This is a genomic window from Micromonospora sp. NPDC050784 (genome assembly GCF_044456765.1).
GTDB lineage: Bacteria > Actinomycetota > Actinomycetes > Mycobacteriales > Micromonosporaceae > Micromonospora > Micromonospora foliorum.
In genome coordinates this window covers 192,243-214,162 of sequence record NZ_JBITGG010000010.1, presented here as the reverse complement: position 1 = coordinate 214,162, position 21,920 = coordinate 192,243, and the positions used below count along the sequence as shown (strand labels likewise).

Sequence of the window (21,920 nt, the reverse complement as noted above, 5' to 3'; positions counted from 1 at the left end):
GCATCCGAAGGTGGAGGATGACGAAGGAACAACTCCCAGGAGGTAGGACCGTGTTTGGATTCGGGCGGCGTAAGTCCCAGGGGCAGTTGGCTAAGGCCGAACTGAACCAGAGCATCAGCCACCTGATGCTGGCAGCCAACCACGCCGCGAAGGGCGCTGGCGCGACCGTCGGCCCGCGGGTCCAGGTGGCCCGGGGCTACGTCGGGCCGACCGCCGCGAAGGTACGCGACCGCGCGTCGACCGGCTGGGGGACGACTATCACCACGCTGGCACCACTGGCGGCGGCTGCTCGTGACGGCGCCGCGCAGGCAGGGCCGCTGACCAGGAAGGCCAAGTCGAAGACCATGCGGATCACCGGTAAGAAGAAGCAGCCGCGTCGTCGCGGCTCGATGATGACCGGCCTGTTGGCGGCGGGTGCCATCGCCGGCCTGGCCGGCGCGGTCGCGCTGCGTCGCCGCCGGGAGCAGCAGGAGTGGGCCGAGTACGACCCGACCCGCAGCACCCTGGAGCCGATGCGCGACGAGGTCGACTCGATCGAGGTGCGTACGCCGTCCGCCGCCAAGGGGTCCGACGGGTCGGCCATGGCCGGCGCGGCGGGGATGACCGGCGCGGGCAGCTCGGCGGTTGCCGGCGGCTCCAGCGCCAGCACCACCGCCCCGACCAAGCAGACCGGTGTCCGCCCGACGGACAAGGTCCCGTCGGTCGCCGAGGGCGCCACGGACGTCTCCGGTCGGCCGACCGACGACCTCACCAAGGCACTGGGCAAGGACACTGCCCGCACCAACGGCCGCCGCTGAGGTCAGCGACAGCGCATCGGGCGCCGGCGAGCGGGTTGACCCCGCTCGTCGGCGCTCCCGCGTCAGGTGGTGCTCTTCGACCGGCGGCGCTTCCGCCCCGCCGTCAGAGCCAGCCGTTGCGGCGGAACCAGCGGTAGAGGGCCAGTGAGACGCCGAGCATGAGGGCGAGCACCACCGGATAGCCGTACGTCATCTTCAGCTCGGGCATGTTGTCGAAGTTCATCCCGTAGATGCCGGCGATGGCGGTCCAGACCGCGGCGATGCCGGCCCAGGCTGCGATCTTGCGCATGTCGTTGTTCTGGTCGACGGTGACCTGGGCCAGCCGCGCCTGGAGGATCGAGTTCAGCAGATCATCGTAGGAGTTCACCTGCTCCACGGTGCGGCTCAGGTGGTCCTGCACGTCCCGGAAGTACTTGCGGATCTCCTTGGGCACGTCCCGGTTGACCTGTGAGGTCAGCGACATCAGCGGCCGCTGCAACGGCACCACCGCGCGCTTGAACTCCACCAGCTCCCGCTTCATCTGGTAGATCCGCTGAATCCGACCATGGCTGTGACGGTCGAAGACCTCGGCCTCCAGCACGTCCAGGTCGTCCTCGATCTGGTCGGCCACCTCCAGGTAGAGGTCGACCACCCGGTCGGTCACCCCGTACGCCACCGCCCACGGGCCCTGGAGCAGCAGCTCCTGCTTGGTCTCCAGGTCGGCACGGATCGGGGCGAGCCGGCAGGCGTCCCCGTGCCGGACGCTGATCACGAAGTTCGGGCCGATGAAGAGCATCACCTGCCCGGTCTCCACCACCTCGGAGTTCTCGGTCAGCTCGGTGTGCTCGCAGTACCGGGCGGTGCGCAGCACCAGGAAGACGACGTCACCGAACCGCTCCAGCTTGGGGCGCTGCTCGGCCTTGACCGCGTCCTCGACCGCCAACTCGTGCAGACCGTAGGTCTCCGCGATGGCGGTCATCTCGGCCAGCTCCGGCTGGTGCAGACCGATCCAGACGAAGCCGTGCTCCTCACGGCGGGCCGCGGCCAGCGCCTCCGCGTACGTCCAGTCGCCGGGCTGCCGCTTGCCGTCGACGTAGAGCGCGCAGTCGACCACCGCGCTGCGGCCGCTGCCCGTGCCCGCCGGGGCCGGGACGGGCGGCGAGCCGTCGGCGTTGAGGATCCGGGTCATCGCCCGGACCGGGGAGGGCCACGCCCGAGGTCGCAGCACCCGACCGGTGGTCGACGGTGCCGTCCGGTCCCGCTCTGTCCGATCCGTCATCGCGTCACCTCCCGCGCTCAGCTGCGGCTTGCAGGCTACGCCGATCGCGGTCGAGGACCGGTGTGACGGCGGTCGCGTGGGGGCGGCGCCGGGCGGGCCGGGCCGCATCGGGGGGTGTGCGGGGGACGACACGGCCCACCCGGCACCTGTGGGGGCGGGAGGTGGTGCTGCCGCGTCAACCCGGGCGGGGCCGGCCCGGAGGCCGGGCGGTGAACTCCGCGACTGGCGGGGTGACGCTCGCAGCATTGTGGGCCAGCCGGCCGCCCGGAGGGGAGCCCCGGGACGGCCGGCATCGTCTTTCTGTCAGGAACCCGACAGATAATTCAGCCGCGGACGGCCTCGACGGCCTCCGCGAGCCGCCGGACACCCTCGTCGATCTTGTCAGCGGTCACCGCCGAGAAGGCCAGTCGGAGAGCGTGCCGCCCGCCGTCCAGCATGAAGTCGCTGCCCTTGACCACGGCGACCCCACGCTCGGCCGCCGCCGGGGCGAGCCGGTCGACAAGCACGTCCTCCGGGAACTCCACCCAGAGGAAGTAGCCACCGTCGGGCTCCACGAACCGCGCCTGCGGCAGGTGCCGGCGCAACGACTCGGCGAGCACCTGGGACCGCTCACCCAGCGCCGCCCGGACCGTCTCGATCGAGCGGTCGATGTCACCGGAGACGCAGAACTGGTGCACGATCGCCTGGGACACCATCCCCGGGGAGATGTAGAGACTCGTCGCGTTCTTCGCGATGGAGGCGATCAGGTCGGCCGGGCCGACCAGGTAACCGACCCGCACACCCGGGCAGACCGTCTTGGTGAAGCTCGACGCGTGCACCACCACGTTGCGGGTGTCCAGCGAGAGCATCGACGGCAGCGCCTCGCCACGGAAGCGGACGTCCGCGTACGGGTCGTCCTCGAAGATCGTGAACTCGTACTCGGCGGCCAGGTCGAGCAACTCCCGGCGCTTCTCCAGGGACAGCGTCATGCCGGCCGGGTTCTGGTAGTTCGGGATGACGTGCGCGAGCCGGGGCCGGACCCCGGACTCCAGCAGCTTGCGCAACTCGGCAGTGTCCAGGCCATCCGGCTGGACGGCAATGCCGTGCAGCTCACTGCCCATCCGCTGGAGGTTCAGCAGCGTCCGGTCGTACGTCGGGCGTTCCACCACCACCGCGTCGCCGGGGCGGACCAGGTGGTCGAAGAGGAACGCGTCGGCCTGGAGCGATCCGTTGGTGACCAGCACCTGGTCGGCCTCGACCCCGTGCTTGTCGGCGATCCACTTTCGCAGCGGAAGGTACCCGACGGAGGTGCCGTACGCCGTCACCCCCGCGGGGTCGGCGTCGAAGGCGCGGACGGCGGCGGCCTTGAGCCCCTCGACATCGACGATGTCCAGCGAGGGAGCCCCACGGGCAAAGGAGATCAACTGCTCGGCGGTCATGGATGTTGAGCGTACGGGCGGCAGCGGGGGACGCGCGGACGGCACGGCGATGTCCGCATCCTGAGCCACCGGGTCGGGTGACCCCACTCCACCGGTCGGCGGCAGATCAGACCGGAAGGGCGAGCGCGTCGTGCTGCGCCGCCCGCGAAAGTCCCTCCAGCTGCACGCCGAGCGCGTCGAGGAGCTGACTCCAGTCGAAGTAGGAGCGCCAGGCGGTGATCCGACCCTTGCGGGCCCGGACCACGTCGGCCACCTCCCAGCTGACCAGGCGCCCGGTGGGCGCGACGGTGCCGTACGGCGAGTGCAGGGTGCCGGTGTGGGTGCCGGTCAGCCGCAGCTCGACCGCGGCGCCACCGCCCGTGCGGACCGCGCCCACCGGGTCGACCCGCAGGTCCGGAAAGGCGCCGGTCCAGGTGCGCAGCAGCGCGGGCAGCTCGATCGGACGGACCGTCACGCCCGGCATGGCGTAGAACGCCTCCGGGGCGTAGAGATCCGGCAGCCGGGCCACGTCCCGACGCAGGAGCATGGCGTACTGCTGCTCGACCAGTAGCTCCGCGTCGCGCATCGGGACCTCCCCCGCGAGCCACGGCACCTCCGCGCCCGCAAGGGATGCTTACCCATCGATCCGACCGGCACACCACCCCCGGTCAGGTCGTGGCGACCGCCTGGCTCTCCGACCAGACCCGCATGATGTCCCGGACGGAGATCACGCCGGCCACCTCCCGGCCGTCGAGCACCACCAGGTGCCGGAACCCGCCCCGGGCCATCGCGGCGGCGGCCTCGGCGACCGTCCACTCCGGCCCCGCGTAGACCACGTCCCAGGTCAGGTGGGCGCCGGTGCGTTCCACGTCGCAGTCCAGGCCGGCGCCGATGGCCTTCAACACGTCGCGTTCGGTCATGATCCCCACACCCTCGGAATCCGGGTCGATCACGACCGCCGACCCGACTCCGCGGGCCGACATCATCCGGGCCGCCTGGCGGAGCGTGTGCTCCGGACCGACGACGAGGACCTGGCTGGACATCGCATCCCGTACCTGCATCACACATCACCCCTTTGGGACGGTGGCATTCGGTACGGACATGGTGGTCGGTGGATGTTTCCGGGACAAGAGCGGCATCGCACAAGCTGCGGACGCTGGCTACTGTCGGATGGTGTCCACCGAGCCCCTGCGCTGCGCCGGCGCGCTGATCGTCGACCATGACGGCCGCATCTTCTTTCAGCGCCGCTCACCACACCGACGCCTGTTTCCCAACTGCTGGGACATCGTCGGTGGTCACCTGGAGTCGGGCGAGGACATCGACGAGGCGCTACGCCGGGAGATCACCGAGGAGACCGGCTGGGTCCTCTCCCACGTCCTGGGCCAGGTGGGCGAGTACAGCTACGTCGGTGACGACGGCCTGGCCCGCACCGAGTACGACTTCCTGGTCCGCGTCGACGGTGACCTCGACCGCCCGACGCTGGAGGCCGGCAAGCACACCGAGTACCGCTGGCTGGCCGAGCACGAGGTGACAGTGCTCGACGAGCACCGCGACGTCAACGACGGGCTGATCCGACGGATCGCGGAGGAGGGCTTCGCCGTCCTGCGGTCGATCGGTCTGTGAACGCCGTCGCGCTCGCGCCGCACCGGATCGCCGGGCTGCTCGCACCGGCCGTGGACCGGACCTTCCGCGCCGGCATGCTGGCCGGCCGGGACGGCGGCGGCGCCGAGTTGTCCCAGCGCTACGGCGGAGTGACGGCGACCGGCTTCCTGGTCGACCTGCGCACCCGGCTGGCCGCACCCGGCGGCACCGTCGACGGGCCCGGGTTCGCGGCGATCACCCGCTACCAGGACCCGGTCGTCTGCCGGCGGACCGTGGACAAGCAGGTGGCACACGGGATGATCTACCGCGGCCCGGACGGCGCCCTCTCCGCCACCGAGCGTGGCGCCGCCTTCCTCGCCGAGCTGTACCAGGTGCACGCCGAGGTCACCGAGGAGTTGTGGGCCGGGCACGACGACCGGGTGGACCGGCTGGTGGCCCTGCTCGGCCGACTGCTGTCGTACGCCCTGGTGCTGGCCGACGAGGAGGGTGACCGGGGCGGCTCGGCCTTCACCGCGCTGGCGCCCCCGTACGAACCGGACGGCACCCCGTCGGGCGTGCTGCTGCTCAACCGGCTCGGCACGATGCGATACCACCGGGCCGACGCGCACGCCGCCGCCTGGGCTGCCGCCGGGCACACCGCGTCGAGCATCGCCGCCCTGCCGACCGGTCCCGAGCGGCTCGCCATCGAACTGGAGACCGACCGGCGGGCCGCCGGCCCGTACGCCGCGCTCAGCGCGGAGGAGCGCCTCACCATGCTCGCCGACCTGGCGGCATTGCCCGGCTGACCCGGTTGGCCGGAGCGGCGCGCCCGGCCGGCGCTATCCTCCAGCGGTGACGGGAGCAGGACGAGGGAGGATGTCGCGATGATCGGAATGGTGCTCGCGGCCGGAGCGGGACGACGGCTGCGCCCGTACACCGACACCCTGCCCAAGGCGTTGGTGCCGGTGGACGGTGAGACGACGATCCTGGACATCGCGCTGGGCAACCTCGCCGAGGTCGGGCTCACCGACATCGTGATCGTCGTCGGCTACGCCGCGGACGCGGTCCGCGAGCGGCAGGCCGACCTGGAGAAGCGGTACGGCGTCACGCTCACCCTGGTGCACAACGACAAGGCCGAGGAGTGGAACAACGCCTACTCGCTCTGGCTCGCCCGGGAGTACTTCGCACGCGGGGTGCTGCTGGTCAACGGGGACACCGTGCACCCGGTGAGCGTGGAGAAGACCCTGCTCGCCGAGCGTGGCCCGGGCATCCTGCTCGCCGTGGACACCCTCAAGCCGCTGGCCGAGGAGGAGATGAAGACCACCTTCGACGCGGCCGGCCAGCTCACCCGGATCACCAAGCTGATGGACCCGGGCGAGGCGTACGGGGAGTACATCGGCGCCACGCTGATCGAGCCGCAGGTCGCCGACGCCCTCGCCGACGCGCTGGAGGCGACCTGGCGACGGGACCCGAACCTCTACTACGAGGACGGCTACCAGGAGTTCTCCGACCGGGGCGGGGAGGTACGGGCGGCGCCGATCGGCGACGTCCCGTGGGTCGAGGTCGACAACCACGCCGACCTGGCCCGCGCGCGGGAGATCGCGTGCCGCTACTAGCTCGGAGCGTCCTCACCCCGCTGCACATCGACGTGCGACGCGGGGCGGTCGCCGACCTGGGCGCGATCCTGGCCGACGGGCGGATCTCCTCCGGGGGTGACGTCGCGGTGGTGGTCGGCCCGGGTCAGGGCGCCCAGATCGCGGAGCTGATCCGACCGTCACTGCGCTCGGCGGACGTCTTCACCGTCTCCGGCGGAACGCTTGACGCCGCCGATGACCTGGGCGGCAAACTCCGCTCCCGGTCGTACGACGCGGTCGTCGGCATCGGCGGCGGCAAGACCATAGACGTGGCCAAGTACGCGGCCACCCGCCGAGGGCTGCCGATGGTGTCGGTGGCGACCAGCCTCGCCAACGACGGGATCGCCTCCCCGGTGGCCAGCCTGATCACCGACGGGATCAAGGGCTCGTACGGCGTCCACATCCCGATCGGGGTGATCGTCGACCTGGACTTCGTGGAGAGCGGCCCGGACCGGCACAACCGGGCCGGCATCGGCGACGTGATCAGCAACATCAGCGCGCTGGCCGACTGGGAGCTGTCGCGGCAGGTACGCGGTGAGCCGGTCGACGGGCTGGCCGCCTCGCTCTCGCGAGCGGGCGCCGAGGCGGTGCTCAACCACCCAGGCGACATGAGCGACGACGCCTTCGTGATCGTCCTCGCCGAGGCGTTGATCTCCAGCGGCCTGGCGATGGCTGTCGACGGCACCAGCCGTCCGTGCAGCGGCGGCTGCCACGAGATCATGCACGCGGTCGACTCGCTCTTTCCCGGCACCGCCTCACACGGTGAGCTGGCCGGGCTGGGTGCGCTGTTCTGCACCTGGCTGCGCGGAGACCTCCGCCGCTTCCGGGAGATGTCGGCCTGCCTGGGCCGACACGGTCTCCCCCGGCTCCCCGCCGAGGTGGCGCTCACCGACGACCAGTTCATCGAGGCGGTGCAGTTCGCGCCACGTACCCGGCCGGACCGGTACACCATCCTCGAACACCTGGTACTGTCGCCTACCGCGACCCGGGAACGGCTGGCAGACTACGCCGGTGCAATCCGCGACCAGCTTGGCTGACCCCCGTCCCACCGTCGCCGACTTCCACCGGGTGAACCGGGGCGGCGGCCTGTTCAGCGAGTCGATCAGCCAGTGGCTGGGGGCCGTCTTCGCGCTCGTCGCCCAGCGGCTCGGGCTGCGACCGACCGCGTTGACCATCACCAACCTGGTGCTCGGGCTGGCCACCTCGGTCACCGTGGTGGCACTCGCCGGCCCGGTCGCCGCCGGGGACGTACCGGCCTGGGTGGTCGGCCTACTCGCCCTGGTCGGCTGGCAGGTGGCGTACTCCCTGGACTGCGCGGACGGGCAGCTGGCCCGGGTGACCGGCCAGGGCAGCGCGGCCGGCGCCCGCGTCGACGTGCTCTGCGACGTGGCCGCGCAGATCGCCCTGGTGGCAGCCCTGGCCGCCACCGCCGTGGCGCAGGAGCCGTCCACGCCGACCTGGCTCGTGGCGACCTTCGCGGGCACCTGGATGGTCAACCTGGTGACGTCGGTGATGCAGGCCGGCCCGAACGCGGCCAGCATGGTCACCTCGACCTCGCTGCCGGTGCGCCTGGTGAAGCTGGTCCGCGACTACGGCGCGGTGGTCTTCGTGGCCGCCCTGGTGCTCGCCGTGGCCCCCGCGCTGGTCCTCTGGGTGCTGGTCGCCTTCACGATCGTCAACGGCGGCTTCCTGCTGGCCAGCATCGCCTTCTCGGCCCGAGCCTCCCTGCGCTGACCCACCCGCGCGCCGCCCGCCACGACGCGACACCCGCCCATGATCGCGCGACACCCGCCCCCATGATCGCGCTTGATCCAGGATGTCGTGGCCTCGGAGCAGCCGGATGGGACTAGTTCCTGGATCGAGCGCGATCATGCCGGGCGGGACGGCGCGGCGCGGGGTAGGGCCGGGTAGCGCGGGGCCGCCGCCCGGGACTTGGTTCAGACGTGGTTGGGGGTCCGGGCCAGGCCCGCGTAGATGTCGATGAGCCGCTTGGTGACCACGTCGGGGTGGAAGGTCCGCTCGTAGCGGGCGCGGGCGGCCAGGGTCAGCCCGGACGCACCGGCGCGGGCGACCGGCAGCGCGGCCGCGAGCGCGGCCGGCTCCGGGGCGACCACCCAACCGGCCTCGCCCACGGCGATCCCCGCCGGCATGGGTGACCCGCCGCCGCCCCCGGCGACCGCGGAGGCGTTCTCGGCGGGCCCGGTGCCGGCGGGCTCGTGCGGGGCGTCGGCCCCGACCAGGTACGGAATACCGCCCAACGCCGTACCGAGCACCGGCCGGCCGCTCGCCAGCGCCTCGATGATCACGGTGGGCAGCACGTCGTGCCACATCGCTGCGGCGATCACCACCGCGCTCGCCTCGACTGCGGCCTGCACGCCGGCCCGGTCGAGCTGACCGAGGTAGACCACGTCGGGCCGCTCGGCGGCGGCTGCCTCGACGAGGTGGCGCAGTTCGCCGTCGCCGGCCACCCGCAGCGTGCCGAGCGCACCCACCGGGTGCCGACGCCAGGCGTCCAGCAGCAGGTCGACGCCCTTCTCCGGGGAGAGCCGGGCCATGTAGAGGAACCCGTCACCCAGCGGCGCCGGCCGACCCGGGTCGGGTACGGAGTTCGGCTTCACCACGATGCGTTCGTCCGGAATGCCATAGTCGCGGAGGTGATCGGCGATGGCCGAGGTGAGCGCGATGTACCGATCCACCGAGCGCCAGGTGCCCCGGTGCACGGCCAGGGTGGTCGCCATCAGCGCGCTCTGCGCAGCCGAGTCGCGGTAGCAGCGGTGCTTGATCGCCGGCACCCCCAGCGCCCGGCCCTTGCAGTCCTGACAGATCACGCCGTCGCGGAAGTAGATCCCCGACGAGCAGACCTGCCGGTAGTTGTGCACCGTCTGCACCACCGGCACGCCGTGCCGGTGCGCGGTCCGCACCACCCACGGCGAGATCAGCGGGTACGGGTTGTGCAGGTGCAGAACGTCCGGTCGGTGCTCGGTGAGCAGCCGGCTGAGGTCGTGCTGGGCGCGCGGAGCCCAGATCGGCGAGATCGGCAGGAGCGCCTTCGCCGCCTTCGACATCGACGGGATCTCGTCCGAACTGCGGATGAAGGGCAGCACCTCTACGCCAGCGGCGGTGAGCTGAGCGATCTCCGAGTCGACGATCGTGTTCTCACCGGACGGCTGGGCTTCCCGGTACCGGTTGTGTGCCACCACGATTCTCACGGAGCTTGCCTTTCGTTCGCGGCTGTGCCGACTGTTGCTCGCGACTGCGGGGCTCGCAAGCCCACTCCTCGCGCTCGCGGTGGGGACTCGCAAGCTCATTCCTCACGCTCACGGGAAAGAAGGCTACCGTTGTGTCGTGCCCGAACTACCGGAGGTTGAGGCGCTCGCGGGTTACCTGCGTCAGCGCGCGGTGGGCCGGCGCGTCGATCGGCTGGAGATCGCCGCGATCAGCGCCCTGAAGACGTACCAGCCGGCACCGAGCGAGGTCGCCGGCCGGGCGGTGGTCGACGCCAGTCGGCACGGCAAGTTCCTCGATGTCCTCTTTGAGGGCGGCTTGCACCTGGTGGTGCATTTGGCGCGTGCGGGCTGGCTGCACTACCGGGAGGCGTTCCCCGCCACCACCCCGCTGCGGCCGGGAAAGGGCCCGATCGCGGTGCGGGTACGCCTGGACGACGGTTCCGGCTTCGACCTCACCGAGGCGGGCACCCAGAAGAAGCTGGCCGCCTATCTCGTCACCGACCTCGCGGAGGTCCCCGGGGTGGCCAAGCTGGGCCCGGACGCGCTCGCCGCGGATCTGCCCACCTTCGCCGAGCGGCTGCGGAGCCGGCGCGGGCAGGTCAAGGGGGTGCTGACCGACCAGTCGGTGCTGTCCGGGGTGGGCAACGCGTACTCCGACGAGATCCTGCACGCCGCGAAGCTGTCCCCGTTCGCGATCACCGACCGGCTCACCGACGACCAGATCGCCACCCTGCATCACGCCACCCGGCAGGTTCTCGGCGACGCGGTCGAGCGGTCCCTCGGTCAGCGGGCCGCCGAGCTCAAGGGCGAGAAGCGCTCCGGGCTGAAGGTGCACGCCCGCACCGGGCTGCCCTGCCCGGTGTGCGGGGACACCGTGCGCGAGGTGTCGTTCGCTGACTCCAGCCTCCAGTACTGCCCGACGTGCCAGACCGGCGGCAAGCCGCTCGCTGACCGTCGGTTGTCCCGTCTCGTACGGTGAGTAACTCCACTCCGTGACTACGGAGCGGAATCGCCCTCACTGAGTGAAAGCTCCGGTCCGCCGTTCTCGCCAGGCGCGCATCCATCGGTATAGTGGCCCGGTCCCCGGCTTCTGAAATGGTGCGGAGCCGGCCAGATCCCGCCGGCACCATCGGCTGCCAATCTCCTTCGGGGCGGCGACCGGTCGGAGCCCGCGTGGGAGACTGGGACGGTGGGCGACCCGGGCCCTCACGCCGAGTGAGCGGCCCGTGTCATGCGGGAGGACATGGGTGAGGTGACGGCAAGCCTCCAGCGCCCGGTAACCAACGAAGGCCGGAGCAGACTCGTGCGGCACGTCGACAGCTTCGAGATCCAGCCGCCGACGCCGCCGTCACACAACGGCGTTCCTCGGTCGGCATGGACCAGGGCACGACGCCGCGTCTCCCGTTGGCACCGCCCCTACATCGCGATCCTGCTGCTGCTCGACTTCGGCGCGGCGGCATTCGCCAGCTGGATCGCGATCCAGCTCTTCGACCAGGCCGCCTCCGGGTTCTCCGGCACCAAGCAGGACCCGACCTGGTTCCACACCATCTCCTACCTGCTGCTCCCGCTCGGCTGGGTGATCATCCTCTGGAGCAACCGGGCGTACGACCGCCGCTACCTGGGGCTCGGCCCGGACGAGTTCAAGCGGGTGATCCGGGCCGGGGTGACGGTCGCCGCGAGTGTCTCGTTCCTCGCCTTCGCCACCAAGACCGAGTTGTCCCGCTGGACGGTCGGCACGGCGCTGCTCGGTGCCCTGCTGTTGATCCTGTGGGGCCGTTTCGTGGCCCGCTGGGCGCTGCACTACATCCGTCGGCGGGCCGGTCAGGCCGCGCACCGGATGGTGCTGGTCGGCACCCTGCCCGAGTGCCTGGAGGTCTACGCGGCGGTCACCCGCAGCCCGGCCGCCGGGCTGATGCCCGTCGCCATCCACATCACCGACGGGTACGCGGCGGCCCGAGGCATGCCGACCCCGGTTCCGGTGTACGCCGGACGCGACGTCCTGGCCCTGGTCCGTGAGGTCGGTGGGGACACCATCGCCGTCTGCGGGTCGGCCAGCGCGGAGCCGGGCGAGCTGCGCCGGCTGGCCTGGCAGTTGGAGGGCTCCGGCGTCGACCTGGTGGTCGCCCCGCAGCTGACCGACATCGCCGGGCCCCGGGTGCACATCCGGCCGATCGAGGGTCTGCCGCTGCTGCACGTCGAGGAGCCGACCCTCTCCGGGCCGGCGCTTCTGGCCAAGAACCTGATGGACCGGGTCGCCGCCGGCCTCGGCCTGCTGCTGCTGATCCCGCTCTTCCTGGCCATTGCCGTGGCGATCCGGATCTCCGACCCCGGGCCGGTCTTCTTCCGCCAGCCCCGGGTGGGGCACGAGGGGCGCACGTTCCGCGTGTGGAAGTTCCGGACCATGTACGTCAACGCCGAGGATCGGCTGGCCAGCCTGGTCGACCGCAACGAGACCGACGGCATGCTGTTCAAGATGAAGGAGGACCCCCGGGTCTTCCCGGTCGGCCGTTTCCTCCGGGCCACCTCGCTGGACGAGCTGCCGCAGCTGATCAACGTGCTCTGGGGTGAGATGTCGCTGGTCGGGCCCCGTCCGCTGCCGGCCGACGACGGTGACTTCCTGGGTGACGTCCGCCGCCGCCTGCTGGTCCGTCCCGGCATGACCGGCCTGTGGCAGGTCTCCGGCCGCTCCGACCTGTCCTGGGACGAGTCGGTCCGACTTGACCTCTACTACGTCGACAACTGGTCGCTCGCGTACGACCTGAGCATCCTGTGGCGCACCGTCGGGGTGGTGCTCGCCCGCAAGGGCGCGTACTAGAGGGTTGGCGCGCCGGCTCGCAGGGGCGAGGATCGCTGCGTGGCTGCCAACCTCTCCGCCGTGGTCGGCGTCGTCTCACTCGTCACCGCGCTGACCGCCGCCCTGTTGGCGGTGCTGCGACTGCGGGCCCGCCGTGGCATCGCCACCGCCACCCAGCGGGCCACCTACGAGGTGCTGCACACCGCCGGCCTGGCCGCCGAGCCGCTGCGGGCGGGGCTGAGCGAGGCGGGCGCGGCGAAGGCCGTACGCCATCTGCGGGCTCTGGTGGGGGCGGCCGGGCTGGCGCTCACCGACGCCGACCGGCTGCTGGCCCTCGACGGGCGCGGCACGCACCACGGAGAGCAACTGCTCGCGGCGGCCCAGCGGACGGTGGGTTCCGGCCGCTCGACGGTGCTGGGTGAGCAGGACCTGCACTGCGACCGGGTCGACTGCCCGATCCGTGGTGCGGTGGTCGCGCCGCTGCTGGGGGCGGACGGCCGGGTGGTGGGCGCGCTGGTGGCGGTCGCCGACAGCCCACCGCCCCCGGGGTTGGTGCAGGCCACCCTGGAGACGGCGCACTGGGCCGGCAACCAGCTCGCCCTGGCCGAGTTGGACTCGTCGCGGGAGCGGCTGGCCCGCGCCGAGGTCCGTGCGTTGCGGGCGCAGATCAGCCCGCACTTCATCTACAACGCGCTGACCGCGATCGGGTCGTTCGTGCGGACCGATCCGGAGCGGGCCCGGGAGCTGATCCTGGAGTTCGCCGAGTTCACCCGGTACTCGTTCCGGGCGCACGGCGAGTTCACCACCCTGGCCGAGGAGCTGCGGTCGATCGACCGTTACCTGACCATCGAGCGGGCCCGGTTCGGCGACCGGTTGCAGGTGCGGTTGCAGATCGCCCCGGAGGTGCTGCCGGTGACGCTGCCGTTCCTCTGCCTCCAGCCGTTGGTGGAGAACGCGGTTCGCCACGGGTTGTCCCGCAAGCCGGGCACGGGCATGGTGAGCATCGAGGCCCGGGACGCGGGCGCCGAATGCCACATCACGGTGGAGGACGACGGAGTGGGAATGGATCCGACGACGCTGACCGCCGGCATCGCCGAGCTGGCCCGCGGCACCGGCGACCCGGGTGACGACACGGGCCAGCACGTCGGCCTCTCCAACGTCGACGAGCGGCTGCGGTCGGTCTTCGGGGACCGGTTCGGCCTGGTCGTGGAGACCGGGTTGGGCTCGGGCACGAAGGTGAGCATGCGGGTGCCGAAGTTCCACCCCGGCGTACGGGCAGGGTCGTGAGCGAGCGGACCGGGACGGGCGCGGTGAACGCGGCCGGTTTCCTGCGCGTCCTCGCGGTGGACGACGAGCCGCCCGCGCTCGACGAGCTGGCGTACCACCTGCGGGCCGACCCCCGGGTGGCCCGGTTGCACACGGCCGGGGATGCCACCGAGGCGCTGCGGCTGCTGCGCGACGGCGACGTGGACGTGGTCTTCCTGGACATCCGGATGCCCGGCCTGGACGGCATGGAGCTGGCCCGGGTGTTGCGCCGCTTCGCCCGGCCACCGGCGATCGTGTTCGTCACCGCGTACGACGACGGCGCGGTGGACGCCTTCGACCTGGGCGCCACCGACTACGTGCGGAAACCGGTTCGTGCCGACCGGTTGGCCGAGTCGCTGCGCCGGGTGATCGGCTCGCGGGTGGTGCCGTCGCACCCGGCGGCGCTGGCCCGCGCGGAGGAGGACCCGACCATCCCCATCGAGTTGGCCGGCACCACCAGGATGCTGCCCCGTTCGGCGGTGCGCTGGGTGGAGGCGCAGGGCGACTACGCCCGGTTGCACACCGCGGAGGGGTCGCACCTGGTGCGCGTCTCGCTGGCCACGCTCGCCGAGCGCTGGGCCGATGCCGGGTTCGTCCGGGTGCACCGGTCGTATCTGGTGCAGTTGAAGTTGATCGCGGAGTTGCGGCTGGTCAACTCCGGCTACGTGGTGGTGATCGACTCCACCGAGCTGCCGGTGAGCCGGCGACACACCCGGGAGCTGAAGGACAAGCTGGTCAGGGCCGCGAAGCAGGATTGGAGTCGCTGAGCCGGGAATGGGAGCAGCCCTACCGTACGTTGTACGCTAGTCCGTACGACTTCCGGGAGGCCTGCCGTGACCGAGACCCCGTTCGACGCCGAATCCGAGTTCGACCGCCAACTCGACCGACTGGTGCAGCTCGGCTATCCCACTCTCGCCGGGCTGACCGAGAAAGCCTTCCGCGACCTGGTCGCGCCACTGCGGGCCAGGACGGTCGAGGGCACCGCCGGGCTGCCCGCCCCCACCGAGTCCCGGGTGCCGTTCCTGCTGGTCACCACCCGGGACCTGATCGGGGTGCCGGAACGGGTGGAGCTGACCACCCTGGCCGGCAAGCGCAAGCCCGGCGTCGTCGACCGGAACTACGCAGAGGACGACCTGCCCCGCTTCGACCCGATCAAGGAGTTGGAGGTGCCGGCCGGGCCGGCGTACCTGCTCTTCGACGTCGACCGGGGCGAGGAGTTCCGCAACCTGGCGCCGGCCACCGCCCTGGAGGGAATGACCGCTCAGGGCCGGTTGCCGCTGAGCATCGACGAGGGCCTCGCCTTCATCACCCTGCACCCGGCCGCGTTGGCGAGCAACAGGTGCTTCTCGCTGGTCGGCTCCCGCTGCGGCGACAAGCGGGTGCCGGCGCTCTGGATCAGCCAGGGGGCGCCCAAGTTGGGCTGGTGCTGGTACGGCAACCCGCACACCTGGCTCGGCTCCGCCTCGGCCCGGCCGGAGCGCATCGGCCTGGAGTAACCGTGGGCCGCCACCCTGGCAGCTCGGTCGGTTGTCCACAACGAGCCTCGGAAGTTCCCACACGCCAGCCGGCATCGCCCCGGAGTTATCCACAGGCGTGACCGGTTCTCCACAGGTTATGCACAACGCCATCCACCGATGTGCACGACGCCGTTGGGCGGCTCTGCTTGACAATCGCGCACGGCGGGCGAGACTGCCGGGGTGGCCAAGCAACTCCCTGACGTGGGGTCGGGCGGTGCGGTTCCGCCGCCCCGGCGGTCCCGGATCGTGCTGGCCGAGATCACCCGGCAGGACACCCGCGCCGAGCGGACCCGCGCCGAGCTGGCCCAGCAGACCCAGGTCGGCGAGGCGCTGGTCCGCGGCCTGGTCCGGGCCCAACTGGCGCTGGCGCTGCGGCTGTCCCTGGTGGTGGCCATCGGGTTGGGCGGGCTGCCCTGGCTGTTCGCGATCGCGCCCTCGCTCGGCCGGACCACCATCGCCGGCGTCAACCTGCCGTGGCTGCTGCTCGGGGTGGCCTCCTTCCCGTTCCTGATCGCCGTGGGTTGGGCGTACGTGCGGCTGGCCGAGCGCAACGAGCAGGACTTCACCGACCTGGTGCAACGGCCGGAGCACTGAGGTGGGCAACGACTTCGTGGTCCCGGCCATCGTCGCGGTCACCCTGGTCACCGTCGGGATCGGCTTCTACGGGCTGCGGTTGGCCCGGACCACGTCCGACTTCCTGGTGGCGTCCCGGGCGATCAGTCCGACGTGGAACGCCGCCGCCATCGGCGGGGAGTACCTGTCGGCGGCGAGCTTCCTCGGCATCGCGGGGCTGGTCCTCAAGTACGGCGTGGACGTGCTCTGGTACCCGGTCGGGTTCGCCGCCGGCTACCTGGCGCTGCTGCTCTTCGTGGCCGCGCCTCTGCGCCGCTCCGGGGCGTTCACCCTGCCCGACTTCTGCGAGCTGCGGTTGGGGTCGCGTCGACTCCGCATCCTGGCCACCGCCTTCGTGATCTTCATCGGTTGGCTGTACCTGGTGCCGCAGCTCCAGGGGGCCGGGCTGACCCTGGCCACGGTGGCCGGCTCCCCGTACCCCCTCGGCGCCCTGCTGGTGGCCGCCGTGGTCACCGCGAACGTGGCGCTGGGCGGGATGCGCGCGATCACCTTCGTGCAGGCGTTCCAGTACTGGCTCAAGCTGACCGCTCTCGCCGTACCGGTGATCTTCCTGGCCCTGCAGTGGCAGGCCGACGGCCGCCCGGCGGTGACCCCGCCCGACGGGCCGACGTTCCGGGCCGCGACCACCGTCGTGGTCGAGCACCGCGCGACCCTCACCCTGCCCGACGGTGACATCCGAGAGGTACGCCCCGGCGACGAGCTGACCTTCGCTGCCGGTGATCCGGTGCCGGGCGTGTCCGGGGTGGCCACCGACGCCAGCGACTGGTTGCTGCCCAGCGCCGCCGGTGACGACGACCGGGGCCTGTTCGCAACGTACTCGCTGATCCTGGCCACCTTCCTGGGCACCATGGGCCTGCCGCACGTGCTGGTGCGCTTCTACACCAATCCGGACGGTGCGGCGGCTCGCCGGACCACCCTGGTCGTGCTCGCGTTGGTCGGCGCGTTCTACCTGCTGCCCACCCTGTACGGGGTCCTCGGCCGGATCTACACCCCGCAGTTGCTGCTCAGCGGCCAGACCGACGCGGTGGTGGTGCTGCTACCCGAAGCGGCCCTGGGTGACGGCCTGGCCGGGCGGCTACTCGCCGCGTTGGTCGCCGCGGGCGCCTTCGCGGCGTTCCTCTCCACCTCGTCCGGCCTGCTGACCAGCGTCGCCGGGGTGATCTCGACGGACGTGCTCGGTCGGGGCTCGGTACGCGGGTTCCGGCTGGCCACCGTCATCGCCGGTGGTGTGCCGGCGGTGCTGGCACTGCACGTCTCCGGGCTGGACGTGTCGCAGGTCGTCGGGCTGGCCTTCGCGGTCGCCGCGTCGAGCTTCTGCCCGCTGCTGGTGCTCGGCATCTGGTGGCGTGGGCTGACCGACGTGGGCGCCACCGCCGGCGTGGTGGCCGGCGGTGGCGCGGCGATCGGCGCGGTGCTGGTCACCGTGCTCGGCCCACCGCTGTCCGGCTGGCCGGCCACGCTCATCGCGCAGCCGGCCGCCTGGACGGTGCCGCTGGCCTTCACCGTGATGGTCGCCGTGTCGATGGCGACCCGCCGCCGTGCCCCGGCCGACGTAGCCGCCACCATGCTCCGCCTGCACACCCCGGAAGCCCTCCGCATGCAGTGATCGCAGCTGCCGCAGATCCTGCCTCCGCGATCTTGCACTTTTTGTCGCGACAGAAGGCGCATATCTGTCCAGGTCGACAACAGAAACTGCAAGATCGGCGTGGTTCTCTTCCTCGGGGCCTTTGTCCGCCTCGGGGATGATCGCGGGTCCGCCCGTCGCCGGACGGCGGAACTGGCGATCGACGGATAACGTCTGCGCATGACTGTTGAGCACCCCGCGCTCGCACTGCGTGGCCTGGCCAAGCGGTTCGACGGCACGATCGCGGTGGCCGGCGTCGACCTGGACGTCCCCGCCGGTTCCTTCTATGGCCTGCTCGGCCCGAACGGCGCCGGCAAGACCACCACGCTGTCGATGGCGGTCGGGCTGTTGCGACCGGACGCCGGCTCGGCCTGGGTGCTCGGGCACGACGTCTGGCAGGACCCGGTCACCGCCAAGCGGCTGCTCGGCGTGATGCCCGACGGGGTCCGGCTGTTCGACCGGCTGACCGGGGCGGAGCTGCTGGCGTACAACGGGTTGTTGCGGGGGATGGACCCGGCGGTGGTCGACCAGCGGGCTGCCGAGCTGCTCGACGTGCTGGCGCTCGGTGACGCCGGTCGGACGCTGGTGGTGGACTACTCGGCGGGCATGAAGAAGAAGATCGGTCTGGCCTGCGCGCTGCTGCACGGTCCCCGGGTGCTGGTGTTGGACGAGCCGTTCGAGGCGGTCGACCCGGTCTCCGCCGCGCTGATCCGGGACATCCTCACCCGGTACGCGGCCGGCGGCGGCACGGTGGTGTTCTCCAGTCACGTGATGGAGGTCGTCGAGCGGCTCTGCTCGCACGTGGCGATCCTGGCCGGCGGCACCATCAAGCGGGTCGGGACCATCGACGAGGTCCGTGGCGGTCGCTCGTTGGAGCAGGTCTTCGTGGAGGTGGTCGGCGGGCGCACCGCGACCGGCGAGGAGTTGTCGTGGCTCTCCCAGTGAGCGCGGACGCCACCCCCGCCGCGCCCGTACGGTCGGTCTCCGCTCGCCACTTCGTGCGGCTCAAGCTGCGGGTGATGGGCAACAACTTTCGGGGCCAGGGCTGGCGGATCGCCCTGTTCGTCGGCGGCGCGTTGCTCGGGCTCTGGTTCGCCGCCAGCGGTTTCTTCCTGTTCGCCGCGCCGGGCCTGACCGACAACGGCCGGTACGCGGTGCTGGTCGCCGCGGCGGGTGGCGGGCTGCTGGTGCTCGGTTGGCTGCTTCTGCCACTGGTCTTCTTCGGGGTGGACGAGACACTGGACCCGGCCCGGTTCGCGCTGCTGCCGCTGCCCCGGCGCACCTTGGTGACCGGCCTGTTCGTGGCGGCCCTGATCAGCGTGCCGGCGCTGGCGGTGCTCATCGCGTCGTTCGGGTTGGTGCTGACCGCCTGGTCGTTGGGGGGCTGGTCGGCGGGGTTGGTCGCCGTCGTGGGTGTGCTCGCCGGGCTGCTGCTCTGTGTGGCCGCCAGTCGGGCGGTGACCAGCGCCTTCGCCACCATGTTGCGGTCCCGACGGGTCCGCGACCTGGCGGCCGTGCTGCTGGCGGTGACGGCCGCGCTGCTCGGCCCGTTGCAGGTCTTCGGCCTCGCCGCGCTCCGGGAGGCGGACTGGGCCCGGTTGACCGGTGTGGCGACCGTGATCGGTTGGACGCCGCTGGGCGCTCCATGGACCGCCGGCATCGACGTGGCCCAGGGGCGGGTGTGGGCGGCACCGGTCAAGCTGCTGATCACGGTGGTGGCGCTCGGTGCCCTGCTGGCCTGGTGGTCCCGGTCGCTCGAGTCGGCGATGGTGGGTGCGGCGAGTGCCGGCAAGGCCCCGGTACGACGCGGAGTTGACGGCGGGGCGGTCGCCCAACTGTTTCCCCGGGGCGCCGGCTGGGCCCGCCGGGACCGGTTCGGTGCCCTGGTCGCCCGGGAGGCCCGCTACTGGTGGCGGGACGCTCGCCGCCGGGCCAACCTGATCACGATCGCGGTGGTCGGCATCTTCGTACCAGTGATGATCAACGTTACCGGCGGGGACTTCGCGGCCATGGAGGACGAGGGGTTGACGGCGGCCGCCAGCGACAGCTCACCGGTCGTGGTCACCATCTCGATGGTCTTCGTGGGCGTGCTCGCCGCCGTCACGCTGGCCAACCAGTTCGGCTTCGACGGCAGCGCGTACGCCGCGAACGTGGTGGCCGGGGTGCCCGGCCGGGTCGAGTTGCGGGCCCGGATGACGGCCTTCTCGCTGTACGTGCTGCCGATGCTGGCGGTCGTCGCGGTGGTGCTGTCGGTGCTGCTCGGTCAACCGGGTTGGATCGGGCTCACGGCCGGCAGCCTGGTCGCCACCTACGGCGCCGGGCTGGCGGTCAACAGCCTGGTCTCGGTGCTGGGGGCGTACTCGCTGCCGGAGACGAGCAACCCGTTCGCCATGAACAGCGGTGCGGGCCTGGCGAAGGGGCTGCTCACCCTGCTGGCCATGCTCGCCTCGGCGGTCGCCGCGGTGCCGATGGTGGTGGCCGCCGCGCTGCTCGGGGACGCGTGGCTCTGGCTGGCCCTGCCGGTCGGCGTCGCGTACGGGCTGGGGGCGGCGCTGCTGGGCGCGTACCTGGCCGGCGACGTGCTGGACCGCCGCCAGCCGGAGCTGCTGGCCACGGTCACCCCCCGGCGCTGAGCGCGGGCAGTCGCCATCCGGCCGAACACCGGTCCGCGACGTCCGTCCCTCGTTATGGTGCGAGCAGTCGGGGACGAGGGGGCAGTCGGCATGGGCTCGCACACGCGCTACCGCAGCATCGTCGTCGACGGGCTCTCGGTCTTCTACCGGGAGGCGGGGGCGCCGGGCGCGCCCGTGCTGCTGCTCCTGCACGGCTTCCCGTCCTCGTCGCGCATGTTCGAGCCGCTGTTCGACCGGCTCGCCGACCAGTTCCGGCTGATCGCGCCGGACTACCCCGGCTTCGGGCACAGCGCCCCGCCGAACCCGCGGAGCCCGTACACCTTCGACCGGATCGCCGAGACGATGGCGGGTTTCGTCGCCGCCGTCGGCGTGGAGCACTACCTGCTCTACGTACAGGACTACGGCGGGCCGGTGGGGTTCCGGATGGTCCTCGCCGATCCGGGTCGCCTGCGCGGCCTCATCGTGCAGAACGCGGTGACCCACGACACCGGGCTGGGCCCGCTCTGGGGCACCCGCCGGGCCTTCTGGCAGGACCGGGCCGCGCACGAGGCGGCGGTCCGGGAGAACGTCCTCTCGCTGGCGGCGATCCGGACCCGGCACGTCGGCAAAGATCCGGACCCGGAGCGGTACGACCCCGACCTGTGGGTCGACGAGCACGCCTTCCTCAGTCGCCCCGGTGAGATCGAGCGTCAACTGGATCTCCAGTACGACTACCGGACCAACGTCGCCTCGTACCCGACCTGGCAGGACTGGCTTCGACGCACCCAGCCGCCGCTGCTGGTGGTCTGGGGTCGGTACGACACATCGTTCGAGGTCACCGAACCCGAGGCGTACCGCTCCGACGTGCCGGCGGCGGAGGTGCACCTGCTCGACGGCGGGCACTTCGTGCTCGACACGCGACCGGACGAGGTCGCCGCCCTGATTCGCTCCTTCGCCGGTCGGGTTCGGGCGACGGGCGGGGCGGGTCACAATGTTTCACGTGAATCATGAGCCGGGTGCCGAGATCCACCACACCGACCCGTTCGCGGTGCCGACCGGGCAGCGGTCGCCGGTACGCCGGCTGCGGGGTCGCCTCGCCGCGCCGGTGACCCTCTGGACGGCGCCCGGCCCGGCCGGGCTGACCGTCTCGTCCACCCTGGTGGCCGAGGGGGAACCGGACCGGCTGCTCGGGCTCATCGACCCGGAGTCCGACCTCTGGGCTGCTGTCGAGGAGTCGGGTCGGTTCGCGGTCACGCCGCTCGGCCCGCCACACCGGCAACTCGCCGACCGGTTCGCCGGCCTCTTCCCCGCCCCGGGCGGGCTCTTCGCCACCGGCGCGTGGACCGAGACGCCGTACGGGCCGGTCCCGGCGGACGCCGGCGGCTGGGCCGGGTGCCGGCTGGACACCGCCCGGGAGTACGGCTGGGGCCTGCTGGTCGAGGCCACGATCGAAGCGGTCGACCTGGCCGAGGAGGCCGCTCCGCTGCTGCACTACCGCGGTCGCTATCACGAGCTGCCGGCCTGAACGGACGCCTCGCCCG

The 21,920-nt window shown here is 71.9% G+C and carries 21 protein-coding genes and 1 pseudogene; 17 read left to right on the top strand and 5 right to left on the bottom strand.

What is annotated here, in order from left to right; all coding sequences use genetic code 11:
• Window positions 1–17: 17 nt before the first annotated feature.
• Window positions 18–797 carry a hypothetical protein gene (locus ACIBD9_RS16380; RefSeq protein WP_396718360.1) on the top strand — a complete coding sequence of 260 codons (780 nt, stop codon included), beginning with the start codon at window positions 18–20 and terminating at the stop codon, window positions 795–797.
• Window positions 798–900: 103 nt separating this feature from the next.
• Here ACIBD9_RS16380 and corA read toward each other — a convergent pair whose 3' ends face one another.
• The 4 genes from corA to ACIBD9_RS16360 form a co-directional block, all read right to left on the bottom strand.
• Entirely contained in the window at window positions 901–2,055 is a 1,155-nt protein-coding gene (gene corA / locus ACIBD9_RS16375; RefSeq protein ID WP_396718357.1) for a magnesium/cobalt transporter CorA, read from the bottom strand.
• A 323-nt stretch (window positions 2,056–2,378) separates the two neighbouring features.
• Entirely contained in the window at window positions 2,379–3,473 is a 1,095-nt protein-coding gene (locus ACIBD9_RS16370; protein WP_396718354.1) for a PLP-dependent aminotransferase family protein, read from the bottom strand.
• Window positions 3,474–3,579: 106 nt separating this feature from the next.
• Window positions 3,580–4,038 carry an ester cyclase gene (locus ACIBD9_RS16365; protein ID WP_396718351.1) on the bottom strand — a complete coding sequence of 153 codons (459 nt, stop codon included), beginning with the start codon at window positions 4,036–4,038 and terminating at the stop codon, window positions 3,580–3,582.
• A gap of 82 nt (window positions 4,039–4,120) precedes the next feature.
• Window positions 4,121–4,513, bottom strand: a complete 393-nt coding sequence (locus ACIBD9_RS16360; RefSeq protein WP_030487774.1) for a cyclic nucleotide-binding/CBS domain-containing protein — start codon at window positions 4,511–4,513, stop codon at window positions 4,121–4,123.
• Between the two features lie 109 nt (window positions 4,514–4,622).
• Here ACIBD9_RS16360 and ACIBD9_RS16355 point away from each other — a divergent pair, with 109 nt between their 5' ends.
• From ACIBD9_RS16355 to ACIBD9_RS16335, 5 genes are all read left to right on the top strand, one after another.
• Entirely contained in the window at window positions 4,623–5,075 is a 453-nt protein-coding gene (locus ACIBD9_RS16355) for an NUDIX domain-containing protein (RefSeq protein ID WP_396718348.1), read from the top strand.
• Window positions 5,072–5,839: a hypothetical protein gene (locus ACIBD9_RS16350; RefSeq protein ID WP_396718346.1), complete on the top strand. Its 768-nt coding sequence runs from the start codon at window positions 5,072–5,074 to the stop codon at window positions 5,837–5,839. Before ACIBD9_RS16355 ends, ACIBD9_RS16350 begins: the two co-directional genes overlap by 4 nt.
• 78 nt (window positions 5,840–5,917) lie before the next feature.
• The gene (locus ACIBD9_RS16345; protein ID WP_238662367.1) at window positions 5,918–6,649 is read left to right on the top strand and encodes a sugar phosphate nucleotidyltransferase; all 732 of its coding nucleotides are present in this window, start codon (window positions 5,918–5,920) and stop codon (window positions 6,647–6,649) included.
• A complete protein-coding gene (locus ACIBD9_RS16340) occupies window positions 6,637–7,704 on the top strand; it encodes an iron-containing alcohol dehydrogenase family protein (protein WP_396718344.1) in 1,068 nt (355 codons plus the stop codon). Before ACIBD9_RS16345 ends, ACIBD9_RS16340 begins: the two co-directional genes overlap by 13 nt.
• Window positions 7,679–8,401 carry a CDP-alcohol phosphatidyltransferase family protein gene (locus ACIBD9_RS16335; protein WP_396718341.1) on the top strand — a complete coding sequence of 241 codons (723 nt, stop codon included), beginning with the start codon at window positions 7,679–7,681 and terminating at the stop codon, window positions 8,399–8,401. The genes ACIBD9_RS16340 and ACIBD9_RS16335 overlap by 26 nt, the downstream gene beginning before the upstream one ends.
• Before the next feature lie 203 nt (window positions 8,402–8,604).
• On the opposite strand, the gene ACIBD9_RS16330 is transcribed toward ACIBD9_RS16335, so the two are convergent.
• Window positions 8,605–9,876 carry a glycosyltransferase family 4 protein gene (locus tag ACIBD9_RS16330; RefSeq protein WP_396718339.1) on the bottom strand — a complete coding sequence of 424 codons (1,272 nt, stop codon included), beginning with the start codon at window positions 9,874–9,876 and terminating at the stop codon, window positions 8,605–8,607.
• A gap of 136 nt (window positions 9,877–10,012) precedes the next feature.
• On the opposite strand from ACIBD9_RS16330, the gene ACIBD9_RS16325 reads away from it, so the two are divergent.
• The 11 genes and pseudogenes from ACIBD9_RS16325 to ACIBD9_RS16275 all read left to right on the top strand — a co-directional run.
• Window positions 10,013–10,873 carry an Fpg/Nei family DNA glycosylase gene (locus tag ACIBD9_RS16325; protein WP_396718337.1) on the top strand — a complete coding sequence of 287 codons (861 nt, stop codon included), beginning with the start codon at window positions 10,013–10,015 and terminating at the stop codon, window positions 10,871–10,873.
• A gap of 264 nt (window positions 10,874–11,137) precedes the next feature.
• Complete coding sequence (locus ACIBD9_RS16320; protein ID WP_387175356.1) at window positions 11,138–12,709, top strand: sugar transferase; 1,572 nt, start codon at window positions 11,138–11,140, stop codon at window positions 12,707–12,709.
• A 39-nt stretch (window positions 12,710–12,748) separates the two neighbouring features.
• Complete coding sequence (locus ACIBD9_RS16315; RefSeq protein ID WP_396718334.1) at window positions 12,749–13,975, top strand: sensor histidine kinase; 1,227 nt, start codon at window positions 12,749–12,751, stop codon at window positions 13,973–13,975.
• A 23-nt stretch (window positions 13,976–13,998) separates the two neighbouring features.
• Window positions 13,999–14,760: a LytTR family DNA-binding domain-containing protein gene (locus ACIBD9_RS16310; RefSeq protein ID WP_238657880.1), complete on the top strand. Its 762-nt coding sequence runs from the start codon at window positions 13,999–14,001 to the stop codon at window positions 14,758–14,760.
• Window positions 14,761–14,826: 66 nt separating this feature from the next.
• Window positions 14,827–15,489, top strand: coding sequence for a DUF5701 family protein (locus ACIBD9_RS16305; protein WP_396718332.1), 663 nt, complete (start codon window positions 14,827–14,829; stop codon window positions 15,487–15,489).
• A gap of 201 nt (window positions 15,490–15,690) precedes the next feature.
• A complete protein-coding gene (locus ACIBD9_RS16300) occupies window positions 15,691–16,104 on the top strand; it encodes a hypothetical protein (RefSeq protein ID WP_396718329.1) in 414 nt (137 codons plus the stop codon).
• 1 nt (window position 16,105) lies between these two features.
• Complete coding sequence (locus ACIBD9_RS16295; protein WP_396718327.1) at window positions 16,106–17,749, top strand: cation acetate symporter; 1,644 nt, start codon at window positions 16,106–16,108, stop codon at window positions 17,747–17,749.
• A gap of 198 nt (window positions 17,750–17,947) precedes the next feature.
• The gene (locus ACIBD9_RS16290; protein ID WP_091396824.1) at window positions 17,948–18,712 is read left to right on the top strand and encodes an ABC transporter ATP-binding protein; all 765 of its coding nucleotides are present in this window, start codon (window positions 17,948–17,950) and stop codon (window positions 18,710–18,712) included.
• Window positions 18,697–20,400, top strand: a complete 1,704-nt coding sequence (locus tag ACIBD9_RS16285) for an ABC transporter permease (RefSeq protein WP_396718324.1) — start codon at window positions 18,697–18,699, stop codon at window positions 20,398–20,400. Before ACIBD9_RS16290 ends, ACIBD9_RS16285 begins: the two co-directional genes overlap by 16 nt.
• Window positions 20,401–20,490: 90 nt before the next feature.
• Window positions 20,491–21,390 carry an alpha/beta fold hydrolase gene (locus tag ACIBD9_RS16280; RefSeq protein ID WP_396718321.1) on the top strand — a complete coding sequence of 300 codons (900 nt, stop codon included), beginning with the start codon at window positions 20,491–20,493 and terminating at the stop codon, window positions 21,388–21,390.
• Window positions 21,353–21,904 (top strand): annotated as a pseudogene (locus ACIBD9_RS16275) (flavin reductase family protein); the annotation flags it as partial. The gene ACIBD9_RS16280 and the pseudogene ACIBD9_RS16275, both read left to right, overlap by 38 nt.
• Between the last annotated feature and the right edge of the window lie 16 nt (window positions 21,905–21,920).